Origin of the sequence: Massilibacteroides vaginae (assembly GCF_900178525.1) — a bacterium.
Classification (GTDB): domain Bacteria; phylum Bacteroidota; class Bacteroidia; order Bacteroidales; family Tannerellaceae; genus Massilibacteroides; species Massilibacteroides vaginae.
In genome coordinates, this window is sequence record NZ_FXDJ01000007.1 from 162,871 (window position 1) to 183,747 (window position 20,877).

Sequence of the window (20,877 nt, forward strand, 5' to 3'; positions counted from 1 at the left end):
CATTAAGGAGAGAATTTACATGAGAAATAATATAAATCTTGAAAACGTGCCGAATCAAGCAATTCAGGCACAGGAAGTAATTGAAGGATTATTAGGAAATCAATTGATAGGAATCTATCTATATGGTTCAGCTATACATGGCGGTCTGAACATAAATAGCGATATAGACATTTTAGTCATTAGCAATCAGGGCTTATCGAAAACAACGAGAAACGAGTTGACTAAGCGATTAATGCTTGTATCCGGAAAGATTGGATGCAAAAACAAAAGACCGCTTGAAGTCACTATAATTAATCAAAATGATGTTGTTCCGTGGCAATTCCCACCCAAGTGCGAATACATGTATGGAGAATGGCTAAGAGAGCAAATGGAGGCAGGAGAAATTCCTCAGGCAAGTCATAATCCTGATGTAGCAATTCTCTTGTGGCAAGCAAGAAAATATAGCTTATCTTTAAAAGGACTGGAAGTGACAAAAATAATTGAGCCAATACTGATGGCGGACGTCCAAAAAGCGATTGGCTGTTCTCTCCCTGAATTAATTGCCGGAGTTAAAGGAGATGAACGCAATGTGCTTTTAACGTTAGCCAGAATGTGGTTTACACTTTCTACAGGTGAGATTTGCCCAAAAGATAAGGCAGCAGAATGGGTAATTCCCAAACTTCCAAAAAATCTTGCTACATTACTTGAGACAGCTCGAAAAGCCTATTTAGGTGAATGCGATGATTATTGGAACGATTTAGAAGCTGAAACAACTTCACTTATTTCCTTCATGAACAAGTCCATTGAAAATTTGCTTAATAACACGGACAATGCCTGACTTATTGAGTAGCTATCGAAGACGCTAATCAACGCTATAGTCTATTCTCTAAGATTATACCCTTTCGGGTGTTGATTTCATAAAAAGAGCATCAATAATACCTGAAAGGGTGTTGTTTTGTTGAGGGGCGATTAAACTTTCAGTGAAAGAATCTATCTAATATCATATTTTTTATACTTTTGCAAAATAATAGTAATACAATGTCTAAGTAGTACCTACCCATACAATATCAGTGAGTGTTCGCAATTCTCTTTTTGCGAACTGATATTCTATTATTTTCTGATTTACCGTTCAGAATAATCAGTTTTGTTTTAATCGTTAATTTATTTTTTTATGTATTCGAATTTGACTAGTAGCAAACAGCTATTATTAGATACTATTATTGAGGATTTGAAAGACATTCGCAATGTTTCGGCGATTGTCTTAGGGGGGTCGTATGCTGAAAAAATGGCTACTATTGCTTCCGACTTGGATATCGGAATTTATTATGAAAGGGATAAGCCTTTTGATATTAAAGAGATAGAACGTGTAGCCCAAAAGTATGCAATAGAAAATCCGACAGTAACCGATTTCTACCAATGGGGGCCATTTGTCAATGGCGGCGCATGGATATCAACCTCACAAGGAAAAGTTGATTTTTTATATAGGAATATTAATCAAGTAGCAGATATAATCGAGAAGGCTAAACGCGGAGAATGGGAGAATTGTTATGAACAACAACCGCCTTATGGTTTCTCAAGCATCTTTTGTTTGGCAGAAGTAGAAATTTGTGTCCCTCTATATGACCCTGATAATATTGTCCGGAAATTAAAGGATTCCATCAGGAAATATCCTCGGAAATTAAAGCAATCTGTCATAAGCCAATCTTTATGGTCTGCCGAATTTACCATTTGGCACGCAGATAGTTTTGCTCAAAAAAACGATATATATAATTTGACCGGCTGTCTGACGAGAGCTATAAAAGATTTGACGATGGCATTATTCGCTATAAATGAAATATATCCTCTCGGGGATAAACGCGCTATCGATAGATTGGAAAAGGCTACTATAAAGCCTAATAGCTTAATGAGTAGAATTGACAACATATTATGTGTTAGTAAAACTCATCCTTCAAGTAATGTTGTGGAAATTAAAAAGCTATTCGAAGAAGTTGTAAATCTATCCGGTTCGTATCATTCACTATATCAACTATACGAAAAATAGGGTGATACGTCAATTCTTGTAGTAACCAAATTGTTTAGTTTATGAGCTAACGCTTTCTGTACATATAATTTAGGGTAAGCCGGATTCTATTTCCAGCTCAAATTTATGGTGCCCTAATTTATGATACAGAATTTCAGTTATCAAATTTTAATAAATCGAGCAAATCACCATTTCATGTTGGTTTGTAGTTTATCATTTTAATAATTGAATATCATGTGGCGTGTTTCTCAAACTAATTTGTTTAAAATATTATCCAATGAGGTTGCTATTAGCAATACGGCTTCCGAACTTGAGACTGCTTATGAAGAATTTGTTGAAAGGTTAATATCATATTTGGATTCTGAAAATGATAATGTAGACCGAATCCGGACACTTAATTTAGTTTCTTTAGAGTTTGATATGATTAAGGCATCAGAACTTGCATGTCGGGAAAAACGGGATGCACTGAAAGTTTTATATGCCGAGAAGGTCATATCTTTTGTTGGTAAAGAATTAGATTTAATCCATTATCAGATGAAATATCCGAAATACTTTATTAAAGCAGGTGCAGTATGGAAATCTCCTTTGTTTTTAAATCCCGATATAATCAACCATGTTGATGTGATGGAGAATATTTGCGGATATTACTATACAAAAGGAATCACAACTATGGACGGGCAAAGCATTTCGTTCAGTCAATTGACAAACGGTTTTGAGTTCCTTTTCAACTTTAAATTTGCAGATATTTATAAAAAGCGAGGGGAAGTTATCAAGCGTCAGCCTAATAAACGTACGGGATTCTTAAGTCAGATGACTGCTGCTATTGTGCAAGAAAGCAGAGAACAAGGTTATTACCCATAATCTTTGTGAATTTAGGCTGAAGTAATTATCTAAATTTCAGCATTTTACAAATTAATTCTCGGGGAGTAGATAGTCTATTCCCCGATTTTATTTTCACCGTTCTGCCGAATTTTGCTTCATCAATGCATTGAGAAAATTAGTATTAATCTCAAAAACGAAGCAATATGTACATCAACAATGATGATTTTGAAAAATGGATGGAACGGCTATCCAAAAAATTGAACGATATAGGCAAAGACCTGAAATCACTCGTCAACACCAACGAAGTTTTCGACAAGGACGAAAAGTTGCTCGACAATCAGGACTTGTGTTTCATGCTTAGATGCAGTAAACGCACCCTCCAACGCCACCGGAGCAACGGCGTTTTACCTTTCCTGCGATACGGGCAGAAAATCTACTATCGGGCGGATGATGTTCGTTCTTTCGTAAACGAACATTGCGATTATCGAACCATTCAGAAGTTTGAAAAGGATAATCCACCGAAAGAGCAATCCGAAGCGGAATAACGAAGGCTATATTCGGTTAGCCGCCTTGTGCTATGGCTCCGCATTTAGCAGGAACAACCTCGCCTCACGGCTCTGTTTGTTTCGCTAAATTCAGCAAGAGGGAACTGGACAAGTCCTGTTCTTCCCTCTTGCCCTGCGGGGCAAAGCCTTCGGCTTTAGCGGTTTAACTTAAACCGCTGTAATAACACCTATAATAATCAATTTTAGTTTATTGCTTATTATCAGGTAATTAAATGAACGAATTTCTATAAAATTGTAATTACTCATGCAAAATAACAGCAGGAAAACCATATTCACCACCGTTTCCATAGACAAGGAAACAGGTGGGTTAGTAGAAAAGATATGCAAACGCTATTCGCTGAAAAAAGCGGAAGTAGTGAAACTGGCTTTTCGGTATATCGACAAGGCAAATATCAATCCCGCCGACGCCCCTGAATCGGTCAAAGCCGAACTTTCCAAAATCAACAAACGGCAGGATGATATTATCCGTTTCATTCGGAACTACGAGGAAAAAGAACTAAACCCGATGATACGGGCAACCAACTCGATAGCCGTCCGCTTCGATGGAATAGTGAAGGCATTGGAAACGCTTGTTCTTTCCCAATTGGAGAAGAACCAAGAGAAATACAATGCCGTGCTGCAAAGAATCAGCGACAAATTCAGTGAACATGCCGACGTGATAAACAGTCAAGGTAAACACATCGGCGCATTAAAAGAAATCCAGAAAAAGGACAATGCTAAACTTTTGAAGTTGATTAGCCTTTATGCGGAGTTGGCAGCTTGCGGAGTGATGGACGGCAAACGCAAAGAGAATCTGAAAGCGGAAATAACGAATCTGATAAACGAGAATTAAGCATGAACATAGATTTTCCGCCACCATCCAACGGAGTGTATAACAATGCAGGCAGTAGCCGACAGTTAGCCAATTATTGCGAGCATGAAGATTTGCAGCGGATGGAGCAGGGAATCTATACAGAAGGATTTTTCAACCTAACGGATGATAATGTATATAAATCCCAAGTTGTAAAAGACATCGACGGGAATATCGGTCAACTCTTAAAAACCGATGCAAAATTCTATGCTATACACGTCAGCCCATCCGAAAAAGAACTACAAGCGATGGGAAACACGGAGCAGGAGCAAGCCGAAGCCATGAAACGGTATATCCGTGAAGTGTTTATTCCCGAATATGCCAAGAATTTCAACAAAGGATTATCGGCAGAGGATATTAAGTTTTACGGCAAAATACATTTCAACCGTGACCGTTCCGACAATAATCTGAACATGCACTGCCATTTGATTGTAAGCCGTAAAGACCAATCGAACAAAGTCAAGATAAGCCCGCTAACCAACCACCGAAACACCAAGAAAGGCATTATTACAGGCGGATTCGACCGTACAACCTTATTTGAGAACGTAGAAAAGGGTTTTGATAATCTATTCGGCTACCATCGGCAGCTATCCGAAACGTTCGAGTACTGCAACACCATGAAAAACGGCACGGTCACGGATAAATTACAGATGCAGGAACGGGAATTGAAAGCCCCCGAACAAGATTTTGCTGGCGAAAAGAAAAAGATTGTAGATGTACAAACAGATGAAAATATAAAAACGCAAACAAATAAAAATATAAAAACGTTTTCAGATACTTCAATACAACAGCAAATCAGTACAATAGTACAACATCAAACAAGTGAAAGCGGCTTATCTTCTTTGTTTTCTATACTTCCATCGGCTACGGATGTCAATCCGGTGGATGAGCAACAACCACCGAAACCCAAGAAAAAGAAGAAACGAAGACCAAGATTAAGTTGATAAAGTTCAGACTTATATTGTGCCAAAAGTTATTTCCCGTCCAACTTCGGTTATTTCCCGCTCATGGCTTCCCTGCCCGTTTTGAAGGGCGGAAGCCCCACGAGAATAACCGATTGTCCGAGAATAACTTTTGGCAGGTTAACGAACTCTTAAAGTCTATTTTTCAAAAAAATCCGCAAACAAATTTGTCTTTCTTGCTTAATACATAAGTGTTTGGCATATAAACTTATGAAATATGACAATTTGTCATTTATCAAGCAATGGCACACTTATTGAGTAAATTACTCAAAAATAACAATTAGTATGGCTGTATCACACAAAATTAAATTTTATCCTGTTGACAATGGGGATAACGTATTACTGAAATTGGACGATAAAACTACCGTTATCGTTGATTGTCAAATGAAAGATTGTGAAGAAAACACTGATGGAGTAACCACCTATGATGTGAAAAAGGATTTAATAAAAGAACTCAATAAAGATTCTAAGAACAATCCTTATGTAGACTTATTTATCAATAGCCACCCTCATAATGACCACTGTCTTGGTTTTGAGAAAAATTTCTATTGTGGCTCCCCTGATGATTATACAGATACGAATCGTAAAAATGAGGAAATTATTATAGGCGAATTATGGGTAACACAAAGAGTGTTTTCAAACGATTTATGTTGTGATGGTGGAGCTATACGACGTGAGGCAAAACGTCGAAAGAAATTATTTGAAGATAATTCAGCGGAAAGCTCAAAATATGGAAATCGGCTGCATATTATAGGTTATAACGAGGACGATACAACTGTCGATGGGTTACATTATGTTCCGGGAAACACAGTTAGTACATTTAATGGAAAAACAAATGATTACCTATCTATGTTCATTCATGCCCCTTTCAAGAGTGACCTTATAAGAAGTAAAGCCGACGAAGATGAAAATGCTGCAAGTATTGTTGTTCAAATGCAATTGCGCACACAGAAAAACGGGGATATAAAATCCAGAATTATAATTGCAGGAGATGCAGACCATTATGTATTCGAGCAGATTCTTGAAAAATCAAAAAAGAACAATAATAAAGATAAACTGGAATGGGACTTGTTTTTAGCCCCTCACCACTGTTCTTGGTCTTTTTTTAACGATAGGCCATATGAAAACAACACTGAACCTAAAGATTATTCGTTAGAATTTTTAGATTATAAAAATGCAGGAGCCAATGTTATTGCTTCATCGAAGAAAATAGAAAACAAGAAGCCGAATCCCCCTCATCATTCCGCAAAAGAAGAATACATAAGGAAAGTTGGAGATTCAAAATTTAAAAACACGGCTATAAACAAAGATGAGAAAGCGCCGGAACCATTGATTTATACGATAGATGACAATGGCTTCAAACTGGAAAAATCCGCTATTGCCGCGTCTGTGGGTATTATGACAAGTTCAACTCCACGAGCAGGCCGAAATTGAAGAATGAAATATTCATATAAAGAAATACAAGGAAGTATCGTTGATGTCAACGAATTGGATGTTGCAAGGGCTAAATCAATAGCCCTTGCTGCTTTGAATAATCCGGCTTACATACTTAATCCTGTATTTGTAAAGCGAATTGATGGGGCAGAAGTCATTCTTGTAACGTTAGATATCGAAGTCTATCAGAATCCACTTAACGGCGTTGAAGAGCAAGAAGATATTGCAATAATATGTCATCCGGAAGATGATTCTTTTCCCGAAGTATATGCTTTGCGTAATAATTTTCAGTTAGGATTGCCGCATACGAATTTACGCATAGAGGACTATCCTGTGTGTTTATGTGTAACAGAGCAATTATTTCAAGAAGTAAAACATAGATTTAACCCCTTCGAATTTATTGAAAGCATTCGACAATGGCTGACACTGACATCCCAAGATAAATTACATGCAATTGACCAACCATTGGAACCATTTTTCGTATCTAAAGGTGGAATAATTGTGCCAAGTAATAAGGATAATATTGACGTTAATAATTTCTACATTACTCCCGTTGCTCCCAATTCCAACTTATTTCGCATACAAAAAGAAAAAAATGCTGATAGTGCTTATTTCTGTTTTGGATTTCATGCAGATGAACAAGTTAGTGGATTCATAAGGCGGGAACCGCAAGTGATAAAAGATTTAGCAGATTTTATTTTCATTAAAGGAATCGACCTGTCTACAGCATTATCAAATTGCTTTAATAATCTTGCCCAGTTCTTTTTAGAAGAAAAAGAATTACTTCAAAAGAAAGTCGCAATTTGTTGTGGTATACCTGTTAAACGATACTCTAAAGATATTGAACCTGAAAGAACGGAAGAATTATTTTTCGTAACAAAGAAAACGGTTCGGGAAATTGCTATGGAAAGTAATGTATGGGAAGAAACCCTTGATAAAAAGAGTATAGTTCCATTGTTAGGCAAACATTTTACCAAAGAAATTATTGAAAAAATAGGAATTGAGACCTATACAACAATGATTGATTTTAATAGACTAACTGCGGCAATTTACAATAATGAAATTCCTAATAAGGATAAATTTACTCTGATAGGGGTTGGAGCATTGGGCTCTCAGGTTCTTTCACTATATGCTCGAACGGGATATGGTGAATGGAATATAATAGACCATGATTTGCTTCTTCCTCATAATTTAGCGAGACACGCACTTGGTAGAGACTCTATAGGCTTTAGTAAAGTCGAAAAGTTAGCCGAACAGTTGAATTTCTTAGTTGGCGAGGAATTTTGCACACCCATTAAGTCTGATTTTATTAAAGTGCATAGCGATGAGAATGTGATTTCTTTTTTGAAGGAATCTAAGGCTATAATAGATATTTCAACCTCTATTGCAGTAGGCCGTTTGCTTGCGAGGGACTATGCTGATAAGATAAGCACACGAAGAATTTCTGCTTTTCTAAATCCGACAGGAAAAGATTTAGTAATATTGGCAGAAGATGAAAAGCGAAGGCATAGGCTGGACTTTCTTGAAATGGAATATTATCGCTTTTTATACAAAAATGAGAATTTGCATGACCACTTGATTTTTAATGATGATTTTAAGATTCGGCTAAATAGAAACAGTTGTAGAGAAATAAGCAGTCGGATAAATCAAACGGACATTTCAATGCTTTCTTCAATCTGTGCAAAATCAATTAGAAAAATTGTAGAACATCGTGATGCCTCGATTGCGGTTTGGAGAATTAATGATAGTGACTGTACGATTCAACAGTATACAACAGCACCAACAAAATGGGAAAAGGTCTATTCTAATGAATGGAAAATATATTTGAATAATCAATTATTAGATGAGATGCGTTCTTTAAGAACACAAAAACTTCCTAAAGAAACAGGAGGTGTGTTACTCGGCTCTATTGATATGGAACGAAAAATCATTTATATATATGATACCATTGCAGCACCAGAGGACAGTGATGAAACCACATCCTCTTTCGAACGTGGAATAGAAGGAGTCCTTGAAGAATATAATAAATATCGAACAATAACAGATAATCAAATACAATACTTAGGTGAATGGCATTCTCATCCCAAAGGATGCTCTACAAATCCAAGTGAACTTGATAAAAAATTATTTGCTTATCTGGCGGACAAACTACTACGACAAGGCTATCCTACGATAATGGGGATTTTGGGAGATAATAACTGTGGTTTTACTATTTCTTTTTGATATTTAGAAATGGCTTATTCTCCGAGGTGTACCCCATTTTAATGACTATATGTCCATCATTATATGTGGATAAAGTATTCCTCTTTATAGAAGAACCATCTTTTCTGCTAAAGACAGTCCATCCACTGCTAATAGTGCCATAATCGGCAACAACGCTTGTATCCTTTTTACTACTATCAGATATAATAGTAAGTTTAGGTTTTACGAGTTTGACAAATTCATCATGATAGCCGGATGCCCTTCCGTGATGAGATGCAACTAAAATATCAGCATCTTTTATGGCATTTTTGAAATTAACGTCTTTAAGCAATTCATTATATGAAGGGCTTTCATTGTCACCTGCAATTACTATTTTTGAGTTGGCAAATGAGAACACTGAAATAATGCTTTGATTGTTTAAATTGCATGTGGCACAATTCGGTGTAGAGAAAGTTTGAATTTTTAGTCCTCCAAAATTTTCAGAATTTGTTGGGTCATTCGTTGTCCCTGAAACACTGCTTGTGTATTTGTTGCTAAATTCAATATATTTTTCATATAACGGAATATCCGTTTTAGCTGTTTGGGTTGTAATAATATCGTTTCTTGTTAAATGCTTAGGTCTCCTAAGCACTTTTGGGCTTAGTCCAATCAAGTTATTGATATCTTCAATATGGTCTTTGTGCGGATGTGTCAGTATAGCATAATCTATCTGCTTTACATTATAGGTTTTCCATAAATGGTAAAGTGGGCTAAAAGTTTTATCACTATTTTCGTATGAACCCAAACCAGTATCTACAATAATATGTCTGCCATTGGGGGATTTGACATATGCCGCACTTCCATGTTGTACATCCCAAATAATTATTTCAACCATATTTCAATTATTTATGTATTTGCTTTTCTACCCTCTTTCTAATAAAGGCTGTCTGTTTCCTATATGAAAACAAAAATAAGATTAATAATCCTATAATAACCCCAATAGAAGTGGTTTCTATAGGGATAGAAAACCGAATAGCAATTTTATCATAGGCAACAGTCAATGAAACAGCAACGAACAAAGCAATAAATGTTCGATACATATTATTTCCCTCGGATAATAAATCTATCTTATTATCCCTTTCGCAAGCAATAAGATAGTCCTTGTATTCGGCATACTTCACAAACTTTACCCATTTCAAAAAAGGTTCAATAATTAAAGAACTTAAACGACTAATTATCATTCCGACAAAATAGTAAAAGAAAGCTCCTATGAAATTGTTTTCTAATATTAAATTGAAATTTGTAAGTTCTGTTACAACAAACACAAATAGAATGCCTGGTAATAAGTTGTTGAACAAGTTGTAAGATGATATTTTCTCTGATAATGCTTTTATCATAATGTTTTTTACTCTAAATCAAACTGTTATAAAGTGCAAAGATAGTATTTTTTTAACTATTTGTCCTTTAGCTACATTAATAGTTTGCCATAAAATGACATTCTTCAAAATATGTCACTTCTTAAGCAAAGCCCTTTCCGTTTTATCGACAAAACAAAAACAGCCTATTTTTGTCCTATCGACAGAACAAGGGTATCTCAAAACAACCCTAATATTTTGTTTTATTTCTAAAATGCACTATATTTGCAGCATAATAGAAACAAAATAAAGAAATGACCTTTCTGGAATTTAAGAATCAGCTATTCGATTTGGCATGCTTCAATATCCATCAGGTATATGCATGGCAACCCGATTTTGACCGGAATAACCTCACCCGTTGGGTGAAGAAAGGGTATCTTATCCGGTTACGACAGGGCTATTTTGCTTTTTCGGAATATAAGAGCAAGCCGGATTATTCCCTTTATTTCGCCAACCGGATTTACCGTCCGTCCTATATCAGCCTGCACACGGCTTTGTCGTTCTACGGGATGATACCGGAAGCGGTGGTGCAGATTACCAGTGTGACTTCGCTAAAAACAGCATCATTCGCCAATGACTTTGGCGAATACTCTTATAAGAATGTCAAGGAGAACCTAATGTTCGGGTACGATTTGAAGCCAATGGCAGACAACCGCACCATACAGTTTGCCACACCCGAAAAGGCATTGCTTGATTTGCTGTATCTTTATCCGTTCTATGGTAGCGAGCAGGAATTGGAAGAGTTGCGTTTGGATGAAGATTACCTGCAAGATGATTTAAACAAGGATTTACTGATGGAGTACTGCGCCAAGTTTCAAAGCAAGGCTCTTGACCATCGGGTAAAGCTACTTCTTAAAACTTACGATTTATGATACAGATTGAACAGATAAGAAATTATTTTCCGGCTCAAATCCGTGGGAATTCGGGTTTCGATAAGCACATACTAAAAGAGTATTTGCAGTTGATGATTCTGGATTACCTTTCTTCTACGCCATGCATCCAAAAAATGGCTTTTATCGGCGGAACAAATCTGCGTTTGGTAAAAGGGATAGACCGGTTCTCCGAAGACTTGGATTTCGACTGCAAAAACCTGTTGAAAGACGAGTTTATTGAAATGACAAACGGCGTAATCCAGTTTTTGGAGCGTTCAGGGTTGAGGGTGGAAGCAAAAGATAAAGAAAATCCGAAGCTAACAGCCTTCCGGCGCAATATCCATTTCCCTGAACTGCTATTCGATTTGGGATTGAGTGGACATAAGGAGGAACGCTTCTTGATAAAGGTTGAGAGCCAAGACCAAGGAATCGTTTATCCTCCTGTTATCACAAATATCAAAGGGTGCGGATTCTTTTTCCCGTTTCCCGTTCCTGCCGATGGCGTATTGTGCAGCATGAAAATTGCCGCCATGTTAGCCCGTGCTAAAGGACGTGATTTCTATGACCTGATGTTTTTATTAGCACAGTCCAAACCCGATTACGATTTTCTTTCAAAACGCTGTGGAGTACATAATTTGCAGGAGTTCAAACAGGCAACAGCCGAACTACTGAAGACAGTTGATTTGAAGAAGAAGCAAAAGGATTTTGAACATCTGCTTTTCAATAAAGCGAATAGCGAGAAGATTTTGAGGTTTGGGGAATTTATAGATTCGCTTACAGAATAGTTCGATGAGAAATGTGCGTTTCGGAACTGACAGTTTCGAACAATGGAAAGGCAAATTAAACAGCCGTAAATTTTACCGCCATAAAAATTCCCATTCTATTTCCGTTATACACTATTTTTGCTGCATAATAGAAATAAAAAGATTAATTATTCCAATTTTTCAGCCAAACAATAAGTTGATTCAATATTCTTTCCTACCTTTGCACTAACAATCGTGTTAAATCACGGGCAAAACGATGAGAAATAATCGTGTGCTAAATCGTGTGGATTTTCCGATGAAAGAAAAGATAAGTCGGTGATTATCAATGGTGATACGTGAAGCGTTCACTTTCTGGTGGCACCACTTTTAAAAACATAAAAATCCCTGAAGGTAAATTACTTTCAGGGATTTTTGTTTTTAGGGCAACCCCTCGAAAATGGGATCATCCAGCAAATCCGGTTGACAGCTTGGGGAGTTCGTATACTCCGCTCATTTTTTATTGTTTTCTGCCAGTTTGAATTTGATGATCCTCTCAATCAATTCATAGGGTATTGGGTGGTTGAGCGGAAACTGCACAGATCCCTTGCCTTGTTTATAACCTGACAATTCATCTTTAAATTCAGCATGTGCCTCCGGTGTTGCATATAAGCCGATATGGTTTTTGTATGCTCCGAAATAAATCAGCGGCTTTTTATTTGTCTTATAACCGGGCATACCATAAGCCATTTGCTCTTCCGCTTCGGGAGCAAGTTTCTTAATCAGCTCTCTTATTTTTACTAAAATTTCCTGAACTTCATCGGGGAAATTTTGAATATATTTATCTATCTCTGTCATTTCATTTTTTCCCATTTGTATACATATCAAACCATAGTTGTTTTTATTTGTAATTGAATTACTTTGACAGGAAATCCCTTAAGGATATTCCCAATATTTCTTCCCAACCCGACACATAGTTTTCGCGGGAAAAGTTAGCTCCTCCATCAGCAAAGTGTTCCACTCCTATATGCGTAAGTGTTACTTTAGTGCCACGGTCTACCGATTCCAAATCCCAGGTAACGACCGATTCACCTCTACTTTGGGTAGGATGCGTCCATGTGTGTTTGAACCTTTTCATGGGGACTATTTCTTTTATTATACAACGGTGATAATAGATAGTATCTCCTGAAGATACTGTGAAGTTAAATTCCGCACCTACTTTGAGTTCAAAGTCCTCGATATCAAAATACCATTCTTTCATCTGATTTTTATCGGTTATCGCCTTCCATACCTTCAATAAAGATACGTGATAAACCTTTTCTATTATAATAGGAATATTTTTCATAAAGTGATGCTTTAAAATGATACTAAAGTATTTCAACTAAAAACAAAAAAAGAATTGTTGTGTTTACCATAGATTCTCAATTTACGGATAAGGCTCATCGAGAAATCGTTCAATCACTTCTGTAGCGAGAGGTCTTGTTGATTTATCATCTTCACTCGAAATAGATTCTTCCGCAATTATATATGCACCGTGTATTCCCGGAAAAAAGGCAAGTCTGCTATGTGGAATCAGGCGATACATTTCTACTGTGCTTTCAGGACTGCTTGCATCCTTGTCGGCACTAATAATCAACGCTGGTGCTTTTATTGATTTTAATTGCTCGTCTGTCCATCCTTTAAAAGCCTTCATTCTTTTAACGTCTTTATTAAAGGAGTTTTGCAATGCTACTGTATCATTCCCATTTACATCCAATTGTGCCTTTTGTAATACTTGCGGCATATCCTTCAGTAATACATGGTTAAATCCTTCCCAAAATTCTGGAGAAATAGCATTCCGCTTGTGAAATGCCGAAGCTATAATCAATTTGTTAACTATATCAGGATAATGAATGCCTATTTCGATTGCAGTTTGCCCTCCATTACTGAATCCGAAAATATCCGCTTTTGAAATATTGAGGTTATTTAATAGTATAACTACATCAGCTGCATCTTGTTCAAATGATAAATCTGCATTTCGGTCTGCCGTTCTACCATGTGCTTGTAATTCCACAGCTATTAGTTGTCTATGTTTGGCAAGATATGGAATAATTCGCCCAAAAGAGGATTGGATGGTTGATCCTCCACCGTGGATAAGCACTAAGGGAAAACCTTCTCCATAGATTTCATAATACATTTTGATGCCGTTCACGTCAGCGTATCCGTTTTTAAAACGCAGACTGTCTGTTGCTGCTTGTTTATTATCAGTCACAGTATCTTTCTTTCCATCATATGCTATCAATAACAAAGAAAAATAAATACTCAATATTATTATTTTTTTCACACCAAACTCTCCATTAAAGCATTGACTGTCAGTTCATAAAACAATTTTATAATACGGAAAGTTTTGTAAAAAATAATACTCTGTTATTTCATTTTCCCGATAAATTCTCCGGCAACACCAAATGCCTCTCTGAAATTTTCAATAAATACTTTGACTTCCATTTGTTTTATTTGTTTTGCTTTTCACGGAAACCTTTTTGTTTTTCCTGCTCTATTATTTTTCTTAATGCGTCAACTTTTTCAGGGTGCTGTTTTGCAATATTTTGCTTTTCGCCTATATCTTCACGAAGATTATATAGTTGGTCTTCTTGCGAATTACCTAATTCGGTATTTGTTAAGCGATTGAATGCAGGACCATGATTCGGTGTTATGTATTTCCATTCGCCGTCACTAATTGATAGCGCGCCGGATGATTCTATTATGTATTCACGCCCATTGTTGTCTTTACCTGTAAGAGAAGCCAAATAATCATTACTGTCGATTCCGGCTTCCTGCCCCATATCCTGACCGGTCAATTTTTCCATCGAACCAAATAAATCTATATGCGAGAACAAGGCATCCGAAACTCCCGGTTTTATTTCTATAGGCCAATGTACGATAAACGGCACACGAGTACCGGCTTCAAAATTGCTGTATTTTCCTCCCCGGAGAGTTCCCCACGGACGATGATCACCCAGCAGTTCAACTGCCCGATCTGCATAGCCATCATCTACAACCGGTCCGTTGTCGCTTGTTATAACGATCATCGTGTTTTCCAGAATACCGGCTTTTTCTAAAGTGCTCAATATTTCACCGACTGTCCAATCAAACTGCAAGATAGCGTCGCCCCTATACCCCATTCCACTTTTATCTCTGAAACGTTCATGCGGATAGCGGGGCACATGGATATCATTCGTGCCTACATAAAGGAAAAATGGTTCATTTTTATGATGTTCGATAAACTGAACAGCTTTTACTGCAATGGTGTCGGCTATATTTTCATCTTCCCATAGTGCATCTCCCCCACCTTTCATATAGCCGATACGCGAAATACCATTCACAATTGCCATATCATGTCCATGATTAAGGGATGGTTTTAACTTTGTCAGCATTTCCGGATGATCCTTACCCAAAGGTTCGCCCGGGAAGGCCTTATCGTAACTAACCGAAATCGGTGCCGAAGGATCATAATTAGCTACCCGTTGATTTTCCATCCACACACAGGGAACCCGATCACCGGTTGCTGCCATCAAATAAGAATAATCGAAACCCAGATCTTGCGGTCCGGGAGTTACAAAACCGTTCCAGTCTTGTGTACCGGTCTTATCACCTAAACCTAAATGCCATTTACCAATCGCCCCTGTCGAATATCCGGCTGCTTTAAAAATATCCGCAATCGTTGTTTGTTCCGGTCTGATCACCATGCCGGCGTCTCCGGTTGCAATACCGGTGTCGTTTCGTCGCCAGCTATAATGTCCCGTAAAAAGGGAATAACGAGAAGGCGTACTTGTCGAAGCTACGGCATGAGCATCAGTAAAACGTAAACATCTTTGGCAACAAGCTCTTATATTTTCAATTTCACTTTGCATTATTCCTTTATCTTCCAATGCCCACTATATCCACTACCCACATAAACCACTTTATCCGCCATCATTTTAAGCCTGCGTTTAATGGTACTTACGCTACTATTGGTGATTTCAGCCAATTCTTCTCTTGTGACTTTATTGTTAGTGCGAATGACTTCGAGTATAATTTGTTCCATCGTTTTTCCTTGGGGGTCACCTTGAGGGTCACCTTGAGGGTCACCTTGAGGGTCAATTTCGGAATTTAGCGGATCGAATAGATTCGATTTCTTATATTCCTCTATTTCTTTGCTCAAATTCTTGTCGATCATATTTGCGCCATTAAGTCAGCTATAAAAAACAAATCTCGACAAAATGTCGGATATTTACAAAGAAACGGTAAACAATTCTTTCATTTATATAGGTATATGTATCGTTGAAAATCACTGTTTTTATCCGAGATCAGAATGCTTTGATTTTCAGACAATTATGGATGCCGAAAAACATAAAGGTTATTTTTAAAAATATATCCTTTATTTTTCGAAAAATATCCTTTATGTTTTTTGAAATATAGTAATGTGTTTTTGAGAGGGTAAATTATGGGTGTTTTTTTACTTTAAGTGTAATACTGACAAAAATATAATGAGGCATTTATTTTTCTTATTCAGAATTTAATTATATTTGGAAAAATGTTTCAACCACACTTAAATTTATTATTATGAGAGTAAAAATGATTTTGGCTTTAACGGCCACCTTGGGCATGTTGTCTGCACTGCATGCACAAGAAAACAAAGTGTATTTTAATGTAGATCAGGGAGACCAAACAATCAGCAAACACATTTACGGTCATTTTTCCGAACATCTCGGTCATTGTATTTATGGTGGCTTCTGGGTTGGTGAGGATTCTCCAATCCCAAACACGCGCGGTATTCGGAATGATGTTGTTAAGGCACTGAAAGACATCAGCATTCCTAATCTTCGTTGGCCGGGAGGCTGCTTTGCCGATGAGTACCACTGGATGGATGGAATTGGTCCCAGAAGCGAACGTCCTAAAATGGTTAACACTCACTGGGGAGGTGTTGTTGAGGATAACTCCTTCGGAACACATGAGTTTCTCGATCTTTGCGAACAGCTTAGTTGCGAACCTTATATCTGTGGTAATGTGGGCAGCGGTTCGGTTGAAGAAATGTCTAAATGGGTAGAATACATCACGTTCGACGGTGAGAGTCCGATGGCTAATCTACGCAAGAAAAACGGTAGGGAAAAACCATGGAAAGTAAAATTCTGGGGAGTAGGAAATGAAAACTGGGGATGTGGCGGCAACATGAATGCCGATTATTATTCGGACTTATACCGCAGGTATGCTACATACTGCCGTAACTACGGAGATAATCGCTTGTATAAGATAGCGGGCGGACCAAACGTTGATGATTATTACTGGACAGAAACGTTGATGAAGAAAGTAGGCGGTCAGATGCAGGGGTTATCTTTACATTATTATACTGTTCCGGGCACATGGAGTAAAAAGGGATCGGCCACTCAATTTGACGAACAAGAATATTTCACAACTATCGGGAAAGCATTCCACATGGGAGAACTCGTGGCAAAACATTCTACCATCATGGACAAATACGATCCTCAAAAGAGAATAGCCCTTATTCCGGACGAATGGGGAACATGGTTTGATGTAGAGCCGGGAACTAATCCGGGATTCTTATTTCAACAAAACACCATGCGGGATGCCATTGTAGCCGGTCTGACGTTAAACATGTTCAACAACCACTGCGACCGTGTAAAAATGGCGAATATCGCGCAAACCATCAATGTTCTTCAGGCCGTTATCCTGACTAAGGATGAGAAAATAGTGCTTACCCCTACATACTGGGTATATTACTTATATAAAAACCATCAGGATGCGACGTTGATTCCGGTTAAGTTTAACGCGAACAAGATTAAATATCAAGGAGGCGAAATGGATGCCATCAGTGTTTCCGCGTCACGCAATGCAGAGGGCAAAATAAATATAACCTTAGTCAATATAGATCCGAACAAAGCGCAATCTATAGCAGGTGTATTAAATGGAGTAAATGCGAAAAAAGTATCCGGAAAAATCCTATCCTCTTCCAAAGTAAGCAACTACAATACTTTTGAAACACCAAACGCGGTTACCGTAAAAGAATTCAACGGAGCAAAAGTAAACGGAGGACAATTATCAGTCAGTTTGCCGGCAGGATCAATCGTACAACTTGAGATTCAATAACAATCTTATCTCAATAAACCATACGGGGGTGTGCCAAAACCAAGCGTTTGCCACACCCCTGTACATTTAATCCGGATTATTCTTTCCAATCATACATATTCACCTTTTTATGACGACTCACCTGTTCTTTTACTTCAGGAAAAAAGCGAGCGATGATAGCATATAACCCCGGATCATAGCGTTTCATTTCTTCACGGGTATTAATTTTATTATGCTTCCCGTCTCCGTCATCATAATCCACTTCGGCATTAACATTAAACCAGTTTTGGACTCCTTCCGCCCAATATTCCGCTACATTTGTCGCGGCATAAACATTTTTCCAACGTCCTTTGGCTAACGCCGCATCCAAAGAGGCCTGCAATTCATTATTAAAATTCGGATCGACAGCCAAAATACCTGCACCATGAATAGTATGAGCAAATTCATGAATCAAAATATCTTCCGCATGATATTTATCAATCTGATAAGCAAGAATATTTTCTTCAGCGCAAGTAGAGAAAGGGTTATTTCTTGACCCACCCAAGCCACGCGCACGCACATCCCAGTTCAAGGTAGTGTCATTAACAAGAAAAGCATGTTCGGGAATATCCGTTGTTCCTTCATAGCGCGCCATAATACCAATACGCGTATTTTTGGCAATCAACGTATCCATCACCTCATTATTCAAGGCATCCGTCATAGCCTTTATCGTGATATAAGCAGCATAAAAACAAGAATCGGGCACACGCCATGAACTGGCCACATGAATTCCGTTTACATTCATATACTTTTTATAAAAGGGATCGAGCTTTAATTCCGCAGGAGGAACAGCAATCTGAGGCGTATCAACCAAAACAGCCACAGAAGCCTCTTCACCATCCGTTATTTCAACCATTGCAGCAGTCGGTTTATTACACGCCGACACCACCACTAACACCAATACAACCAAAAATGATTTTTCAAAACGTTCCATGATCTTTCATTCAGTATTTATTTACAAAACTAAAACAAAAGAGCAAAAAAAGATAACAAACCCGTACAAGAGAATGCAAATAACGTTTGATGGAAGAATCTTCTTGTTTACAGCATGAAATAAAGACTGTTCTTCTTCAATCCGAAGAAACGGAAGCGAACTTATATATATCAGATGTTCAAAAAGTTTTGTACTTTTGCTACGTTATATACAAATTAGTAATAGAATGAACCTATTAGAACTTAGTGAACAGGAAATAATCAGACGCGGCAGTTTGGAACAACTCCGCCAACTCGGCATAGATCCCTATCCCGCAGCAGAGTACCCAACCAACGCATATTCAACTGAGATAAAGTCCTCGTTTAAGGATGAAGACGCACCTCGTTCTGTTTGTATAGCCGGTCGCATCATGAGCCGTCGCATCATGGGTAAAGCCTCTTTCGTTGAGCTACAGGATACGGAAGGAAGAATTCAGGTATATATTACCCGTGATGACATCTGCCCTGATGAGGACAAGGAACTATATAATACGGTATTCAAGAAATTAACGGATATCGGTGATTTTGTCGGCATCAAAGGTTTTGTGTTTCGTACACAAATGGGAGAAATCTCGGTTCACGCCCAAGAATTCACAATTCTGGCGAAATCAATCAAACCATTACCTGTTGTAAAAGTAAAAGACGGCGTTACGTATGACGGTCTGACTGATGCGGAAACGCGTTATCGTCAACGTTATGTTGACCTGGTTGTTAACGATCATGTAAAAGATATATTTATTAAGCGTACGAAGATATTCAACTCTATGCGTGAATTCTTCAATAGCCGCGGCTATCTGGAAGTAGATACGCCCGTATTGCAAGGGATTCCGGGTGGTGCTGCTGCGCGCCCTTTCATCACCCATCACAATGCGTTGGATATTCCATTGTACCTACGTATAGCCAATGAACTTTATTTGAAACGCCTGATTGTTGGTGGTTTTGAAGGAGTTTATGAGTTTAGCCGTAACTTCCGTAATGAAGGTATGGACCGTACGCATAATCCGGAATTTACTTGTATGGAAATTTATGTAGCCTACAAAGATTACAACTGGATGATGAGTATGACGGAACAAATGCTCGAAAAGATATGTCTTGACGTACTTGGAACAACTAAGGTTAAGGTTGGCAATAACGAAATTGATTTGAAAGCTCCATACAAACGTGTCACGATGATTGAGTCTATCAAAGAATTTACCGGTATTGACATTACAGGTATGGATGAAAATCAATTGCGCGAGGTTTGCATAAAATTACATATTGAGCAAGATGAAACAATGGGTAAGGGCAAACTGATTGATGAGATATTCGGTGAAAAATGTGAAGGCAACTATATTCAACCCACATTTATCACAGACTATCCGATTGAAATGTCTCCGTTGACGAAAAAACATCGTAACGATCCCGGACTTACCGAACGTTTTGAGCTAATGGTTAATGGTAAAGAAATTGCCAACGCTTATTCCGAATTGAATGATCCGATTGATCAGCGTGCCCGTTTCGAAGATCAGCTGAAATTAAGTGAGAAAGGAGATGACGAAGCGATGTTTATCGACAATGATTTCCTTCGTGCGCTGGAATACGGTATGCCACCAACAAGTGGTATGGGTATTGGTATGGATCGCTTGGTAATGCTTCTTACAGAACAGGAAAGTATTCAGGAAGTGTTATTCTTCCCGCAAATGCGTCCGGAGAAAACAATTAAAAAAGATACTGTAGATAAATACGCAGCTATCGGCATTGATGCTGAATGGGTTCCGGCACTTCAAAAAGCAGGTTATATAACTGTAGACTTGTTTAAGGATGTAAATCCCAACAAGCTAAGACAAGAGGTCTGCGAATTAAACAAAAAACATAAGTTAGGGTTACAAAATCCGGCTATTGAAACTGTAGAAGCGTGGATTGCAAACGCTGCTAAATAAAAGT

General features: G+C 37.9%; 20 protein-coding genes. 12 read left to right on the forward strand and 8 right to left on the reverse strand.

From position 1 onward, the window contains the following. Positions 1 to 19: 19 nt before the first annotated feature. From ant(9) to B9Y81_RS03720, 8 genes are all read left to right on the forward strand, one after another. Complete coding sequence (ant(9), locus tag B9Y81_RS03685; protein WP_085535659.1) at positions 20 to 817, forward strand: aminoglycoside nucleotidyltransferase ANT(9); 798 nt, start codon at positions 20 to 22, stop codon at positions 815 to 817. Between the two features lie 333 nt (positions 818 to 1,150). After that, the gene (locus B9Y81_RS03690; RefSeq protein ID WP_085535660.1) at positions 1,151 to 2,020 is read left to right on the forward strand and encodes a nucleotidyltransferase domain-containing protein; all 870 of its coding nucleotides are present in this window, start codon (positions 1,151 to 1,153) and stop codon (positions 2,018 to 2,020) included. A gap of 213 nt (positions 2,021 to 2,233) precedes the next feature. Then, positions 2,234 to 2,860 (forward strand): hypothetical protein, encoded by a 627-nt coding sequence (locus tag B9Y81_RS03695; protein ID WP_085535661.1) that lies wholly within the window; start codon positions 2,234 to 2,236, stop codon positions 2,858 to 2,860. 164 nt (positions 2,861 to 3,024) lie between these two features. Next, on the forward strand, positions 3,025 to 3,366 hold the full coding sequence (locus B9Y81_RS03700) for a helix-turn-helix domain-containing protein (RefSeq protein ID WP_085535662.1): 342 nt from the start codon (positions 3,025 to 3,027) through the stop codon (positions 3,364 to 3,366). A 265-nt stretch (positions 3,367 to 3,631) separates the two neighbouring features. Then, the gene (locus tag B9Y81_RS03705; RefSeq protein ID WP_085535663.1) at positions 3,632 to 4,219 is read left to right on the forward strand and encodes a BfmA/BtgA family mobilization protein; all 588 of its coding nucleotides are present in this window, start codon (positions 3,632 to 3,634) and stop codon (positions 4,217 to 4,219) included. 2 nt (positions 4,220 to 4,221) lie between these two features. Further along, on the forward strand, positions 4,222 to 5,181 hold the full coding sequence (locus B9Y81_RS03710) for a DUF5712 family protein (RefSeq protein ID WP_085535664.1): 960 nt from the start codon (positions 4,222 to 4,224) through the stop codon (positions 5,179 to 5,181). 303 nt (positions 5,182 to 5,484) lie between these two features. Then, the gene (locus B9Y81_RS03715; protein WP_085535665.1) at positions 5,485 to 6,633 is read left to right on the forward strand and encodes a ComEC/Rec2 family competence protein; all 1,149 of its coding nucleotides are present in this window, start codon (positions 5,485 to 5,487) and stop codon (positions 6,631 to 6,633) included. A 3-nt stretch (positions 6,634 to 6,636) separates the two neighbouring features. Beyond that, positions 6,637 to 8,856, forward strand: coding sequence for a ThiF family adenylyltransferase (locus tag B9Y81_RS03720; RefSeq protein ID WP_085535666.1), 2,220 nt, complete (start codon positions 6,637 to 6,639; stop codon positions 8,854 to 8,856). On the opposite strand, the gene B9Y81_RS03725 is transcribed toward B9Y81_RS03720, so the two are convergent. Continuing rightward, positions 8,843 to 9,709, reverse strand: a complete 867-nt coding sequence (locus B9Y81_RS03725) for a ComEC/Rec2 family competence protein (protein ID WP_085535667.1) — start codon at positions 9,707 to 9,709, stop codon at positions 8,843 to 8,845. The genes B9Y81_RS03720 and B9Y81_RS03725 overlap by 14 nt on opposite strands. Before the next feature lie 7 nt (positions 9,710 to 9,716). After that, on the reverse strand, positions 9,717 to 10,211 hold the full coding sequence (locus B9Y81_RS03730; RefSeq protein ID WP_217809491.1) for a hypothetical protein: 495 nt from the start codon (positions 10,209 to 10,211) through the stop codon (positions 9,717 to 9,719). Between the two features lie 272 nt (positions 10,212 to 10,483). On the opposite strand from B9Y81_RS03730, the gene B9Y81_RS03735 reads away from it, so the two are divergent. Continuing rightward, entirely contained in the window at positions 10,484 to 11,101 is a 618-nt protein-coding gene (locus tag B9Y81_RS03735; protein WP_085535668.1) for a type IV toxin-antitoxin system AbiEi family antitoxin domain-containing protein, read from the forward strand. Then, positions 11,098 to 11,886: a nucleotidyl transferase AbiEii/AbiGii toxin family protein gene (locus B9Y81_RS03740; protein ID WP_085535669.1), complete on the forward strand. Its 789-nt coding sequence runs from the start codon at positions 11,098 to 11,100 to the stop codon at positions 11,884 to 11,886. The genes B9Y81_RS03735 and B9Y81_RS03740 overlap by 4 nt, the downstream gene beginning before the upstream one ends. Before the next feature lie 468 nt (positions 11,887 to 12,354). Here B9Y81_RS03740 and B9Y81_RS03745 read toward each other — a convergent pair whose 3' ends face one another. The 5 genes from B9Y81_RS03745 to B9Y81_RS03765 form a co-directional block, all read right to left on the reverse strand. Continuing rightward, positions 12,355 to 12,714, reverse strand: a complete 360-nt coding sequence (locus tag B9Y81_RS03745; RefSeq protein ID WP_217809492.1) for an iron chaperone — start codon at positions 12,712 to 12,714, stop codon at positions 12,355 to 12,357. Between the two features lie 43 nt (positions 12,715 to 12,757). Next, positions 12,758 to 13,186, reverse strand: coding sequence for an SRPBCC family protein (locus B9Y81_RS03750; protein ID WP_085535670.1), 429 nt, complete (start codon positions 13,184 to 13,186; stop codon positions 12,758 to 12,760). A gap of 81 nt (positions 13,187 to 13,267) precedes the next feature. Further along, positions 13,268 to 14,164, reverse strand: coding sequence for an alpha/beta fold hydrolase (locus tag B9Y81_RS03755; RefSeq protein WP_217809493.1), 897 nt, complete (start codon positions 14,162 to 14,164; stop codon positions 13,268 to 13,270). A 166-nt stretch (positions 14,165 to 14,330) separates the two neighbouring features. Beyond that, complete coding sequence (locus tag B9Y81_RS03760) at positions 14,331 to 15,731, reverse strand: sulfatase-like hydrolase/transferase (RefSeq protein ID WP_085535671.1); 1,401 nt, start codon at positions 15,729 to 15,731, stop codon at positions 14,331 to 14,333. Then, a complete protein-coding gene (locus B9Y81_RS03765; protein ID WP_085535672.1) occupies positions 15,731 to 16,036 on the reverse strand; it encodes a winged helix-turn-helix domain-containing protein in 306 nt (101 codons plus the stop codon). The genes B9Y81_RS03760 and B9Y81_RS03765 overlap by 1 nt, the downstream gene beginning before the upstream one ends. 386 nt (positions 16,037 to 16,422) lie before the next feature. Here B9Y81_RS03765 and B9Y81_RS03770 point away from each other — a divergent pair, with 386 nt between their 5' ends. Further along, positions 16,423 to 17,964, forward strand: coding sequence for an alpha-N-arabinofuranosidase (locus B9Y81_RS03770; protein ID WP_085535673.1), 1,542 nt, complete (start codon positions 16,423 to 16,425; stop codon positions 17,962 to 17,964). Between the two features lie 76 nt (positions 17,965 to 18,040). Here B9Y81_RS03770 and B9Y81_RS03775 read toward each other — a convergent pair whose 3' ends face one another. Beyond that, positions 18,041 to 18,916 carry a hypothetical protein gene (locus B9Y81_RS03775; RefSeq protein ID WP_245832390.1) on the reverse strand — a complete coding sequence of 292 codons (876 nt, stop codon included), beginning with the start codon at positions 18,914 to 18,916 and terminating at the stop codon, positions 18,041 to 18,043. Between the two features lie 226 nt (positions 18,917 to 19,142). Here B9Y81_RS03775 and lysS point away from each other — a divergent pair, with 226 nt between their 5' ends. Then, complete coding sequence (lysS, locus tag B9Y81_RS03780; protein ID WP_085535674.1) at positions 19,143 to 20,873, forward strand: lysine--tRNA ligase; 1,731 nt, start codon at positions 19,143 to 19,145, stop codon at positions 20,871 to 20,873. Positions 20,874 to 20,877: the final 4 nt, after the last annotated feature.

Bases quoted from the DNA above. Each gene is read 5' to 3' on its own strand.
- B9Y81_RS03690 (WP_085535660.1), top strand. From the start codon at position 1,151: ATGTATTCGAATTTGACTAGTAGCAAACAGCTATTATTAGATACTATT.
- B9Y81_RS03695 (WP_085535661.1), top strand. From the start codon at position 2,234: ATGTGGCGTGTTTCTCAAACTAATTTGTTTAAAATATTATCCAATGAG.
- B9Y81_RS03700 (WP_085535662.1), top strand. From the start codon at position 3,025: ATGTACATCAACAATGATGATTTTGAAAAATGGATGGAACGGCTATCC.
- B9Y81_RS03705 (WP_085535663.1), top strand. From the start codon at position 3,632: ATGCAAAATAACAGCAGGAAAACCATATTCACCACCGTTTCCATAGAC.
- B9Y81_RS03710 (WP_085535664.1), top strand. From the start codon at position 4,222: ATGAACATAGATTTTCCGCCACCATCCAACGGAGTGTATAACAATGCA.
- B9Y81_RS03715 (WP_085535665.1), top strand. From the start codon at position 5,485: ATGGCTGTATCACACAAAATTAAATTTTATCCTGTTGACAATGGGGAT.
- B9Y81_RS03720 (WP_085535666.1), top strand. From the start codon at position 6,637: ATGAAATATTCATATAAAGAAATACAAGGAAGTATCGTTGATGTCAAC.
- B9Y81_RS03725 (WP_085535667.1), bottom strand. From the start codon at position 9,709: ATGGTTGAAATAATTATTTGGGATGTACAACATGGAAGTGCGGCATAT.
- B9Y81_RS03730 (WP_217809491.1), bottom strand. From the start codon at position 10,211: ATGATAAAAGCATTATCAGAGAAAATATCATCTTACAACTTGTTCAAC.
- B9Y81_RS03735 (WP_085535668.1), top strand. From the start codon at position 10,484: ATGACCTTTCTGGAATTTAAGAATCAGCTATTCGATTTGGCATGCTTC.
- B9Y81_RS03740 (WP_085535669.1), top strand. From the start codon at position 11,098: ATGATACAGATTGAACAGATAAGAAATTATTTTCCGGCTCAAATCCGT.
- B9Y81_RS03745 (WP_217809492.1), bottom strand. From the start codon at position 12,714: ATGGGAAAAAATGAAATGACAGAGATAGATAAATATATTCAAAATTTC.
- B9Y81_RS03750 (WP_085535670.1), bottom strand. From the start codon at position 13,186: ATGAAAAATATTCCTATTATAATAGAAAAGGTTTATCACGTATCTTTA.
- B9Y81_RS03760 (WP_085535671.1), bottom strand. From the start codon at position 15,731: ATGCAAAGTGAAATTGAAAATATAAGAGCTTGTTGCCAAAGATGTTTA.
- B9Y81_RS03765 (WP_085535672.1), bottom strand. From the start codon at position 16,036: ATGATCGACAAGAATTTGAGCAAAGAAATAGAGGAATATAAGAAATCG.
- B9Y81_RS03770 (WP_085535673.1), top strand. From the start codon at position 16,423: ATGAGAGTAAAAATGATTTTGGCTTTAACGGCCACCTTGGGCATGTTG.
- B9Y81_RS03775 (WP_245832390.1), bottom strand. From the start codon at position 18,916: ATGGAACGTTTTGAAAAATCATTTTTGGTTGTATTGGTGTTAGTGGTG.
- lysS (WP_085535674.1), top strand. From the start codon at position 19,143: ATGAACCTATTAGAACTTAGTGAACAGGAAATAATCAGACGCGGCAGT.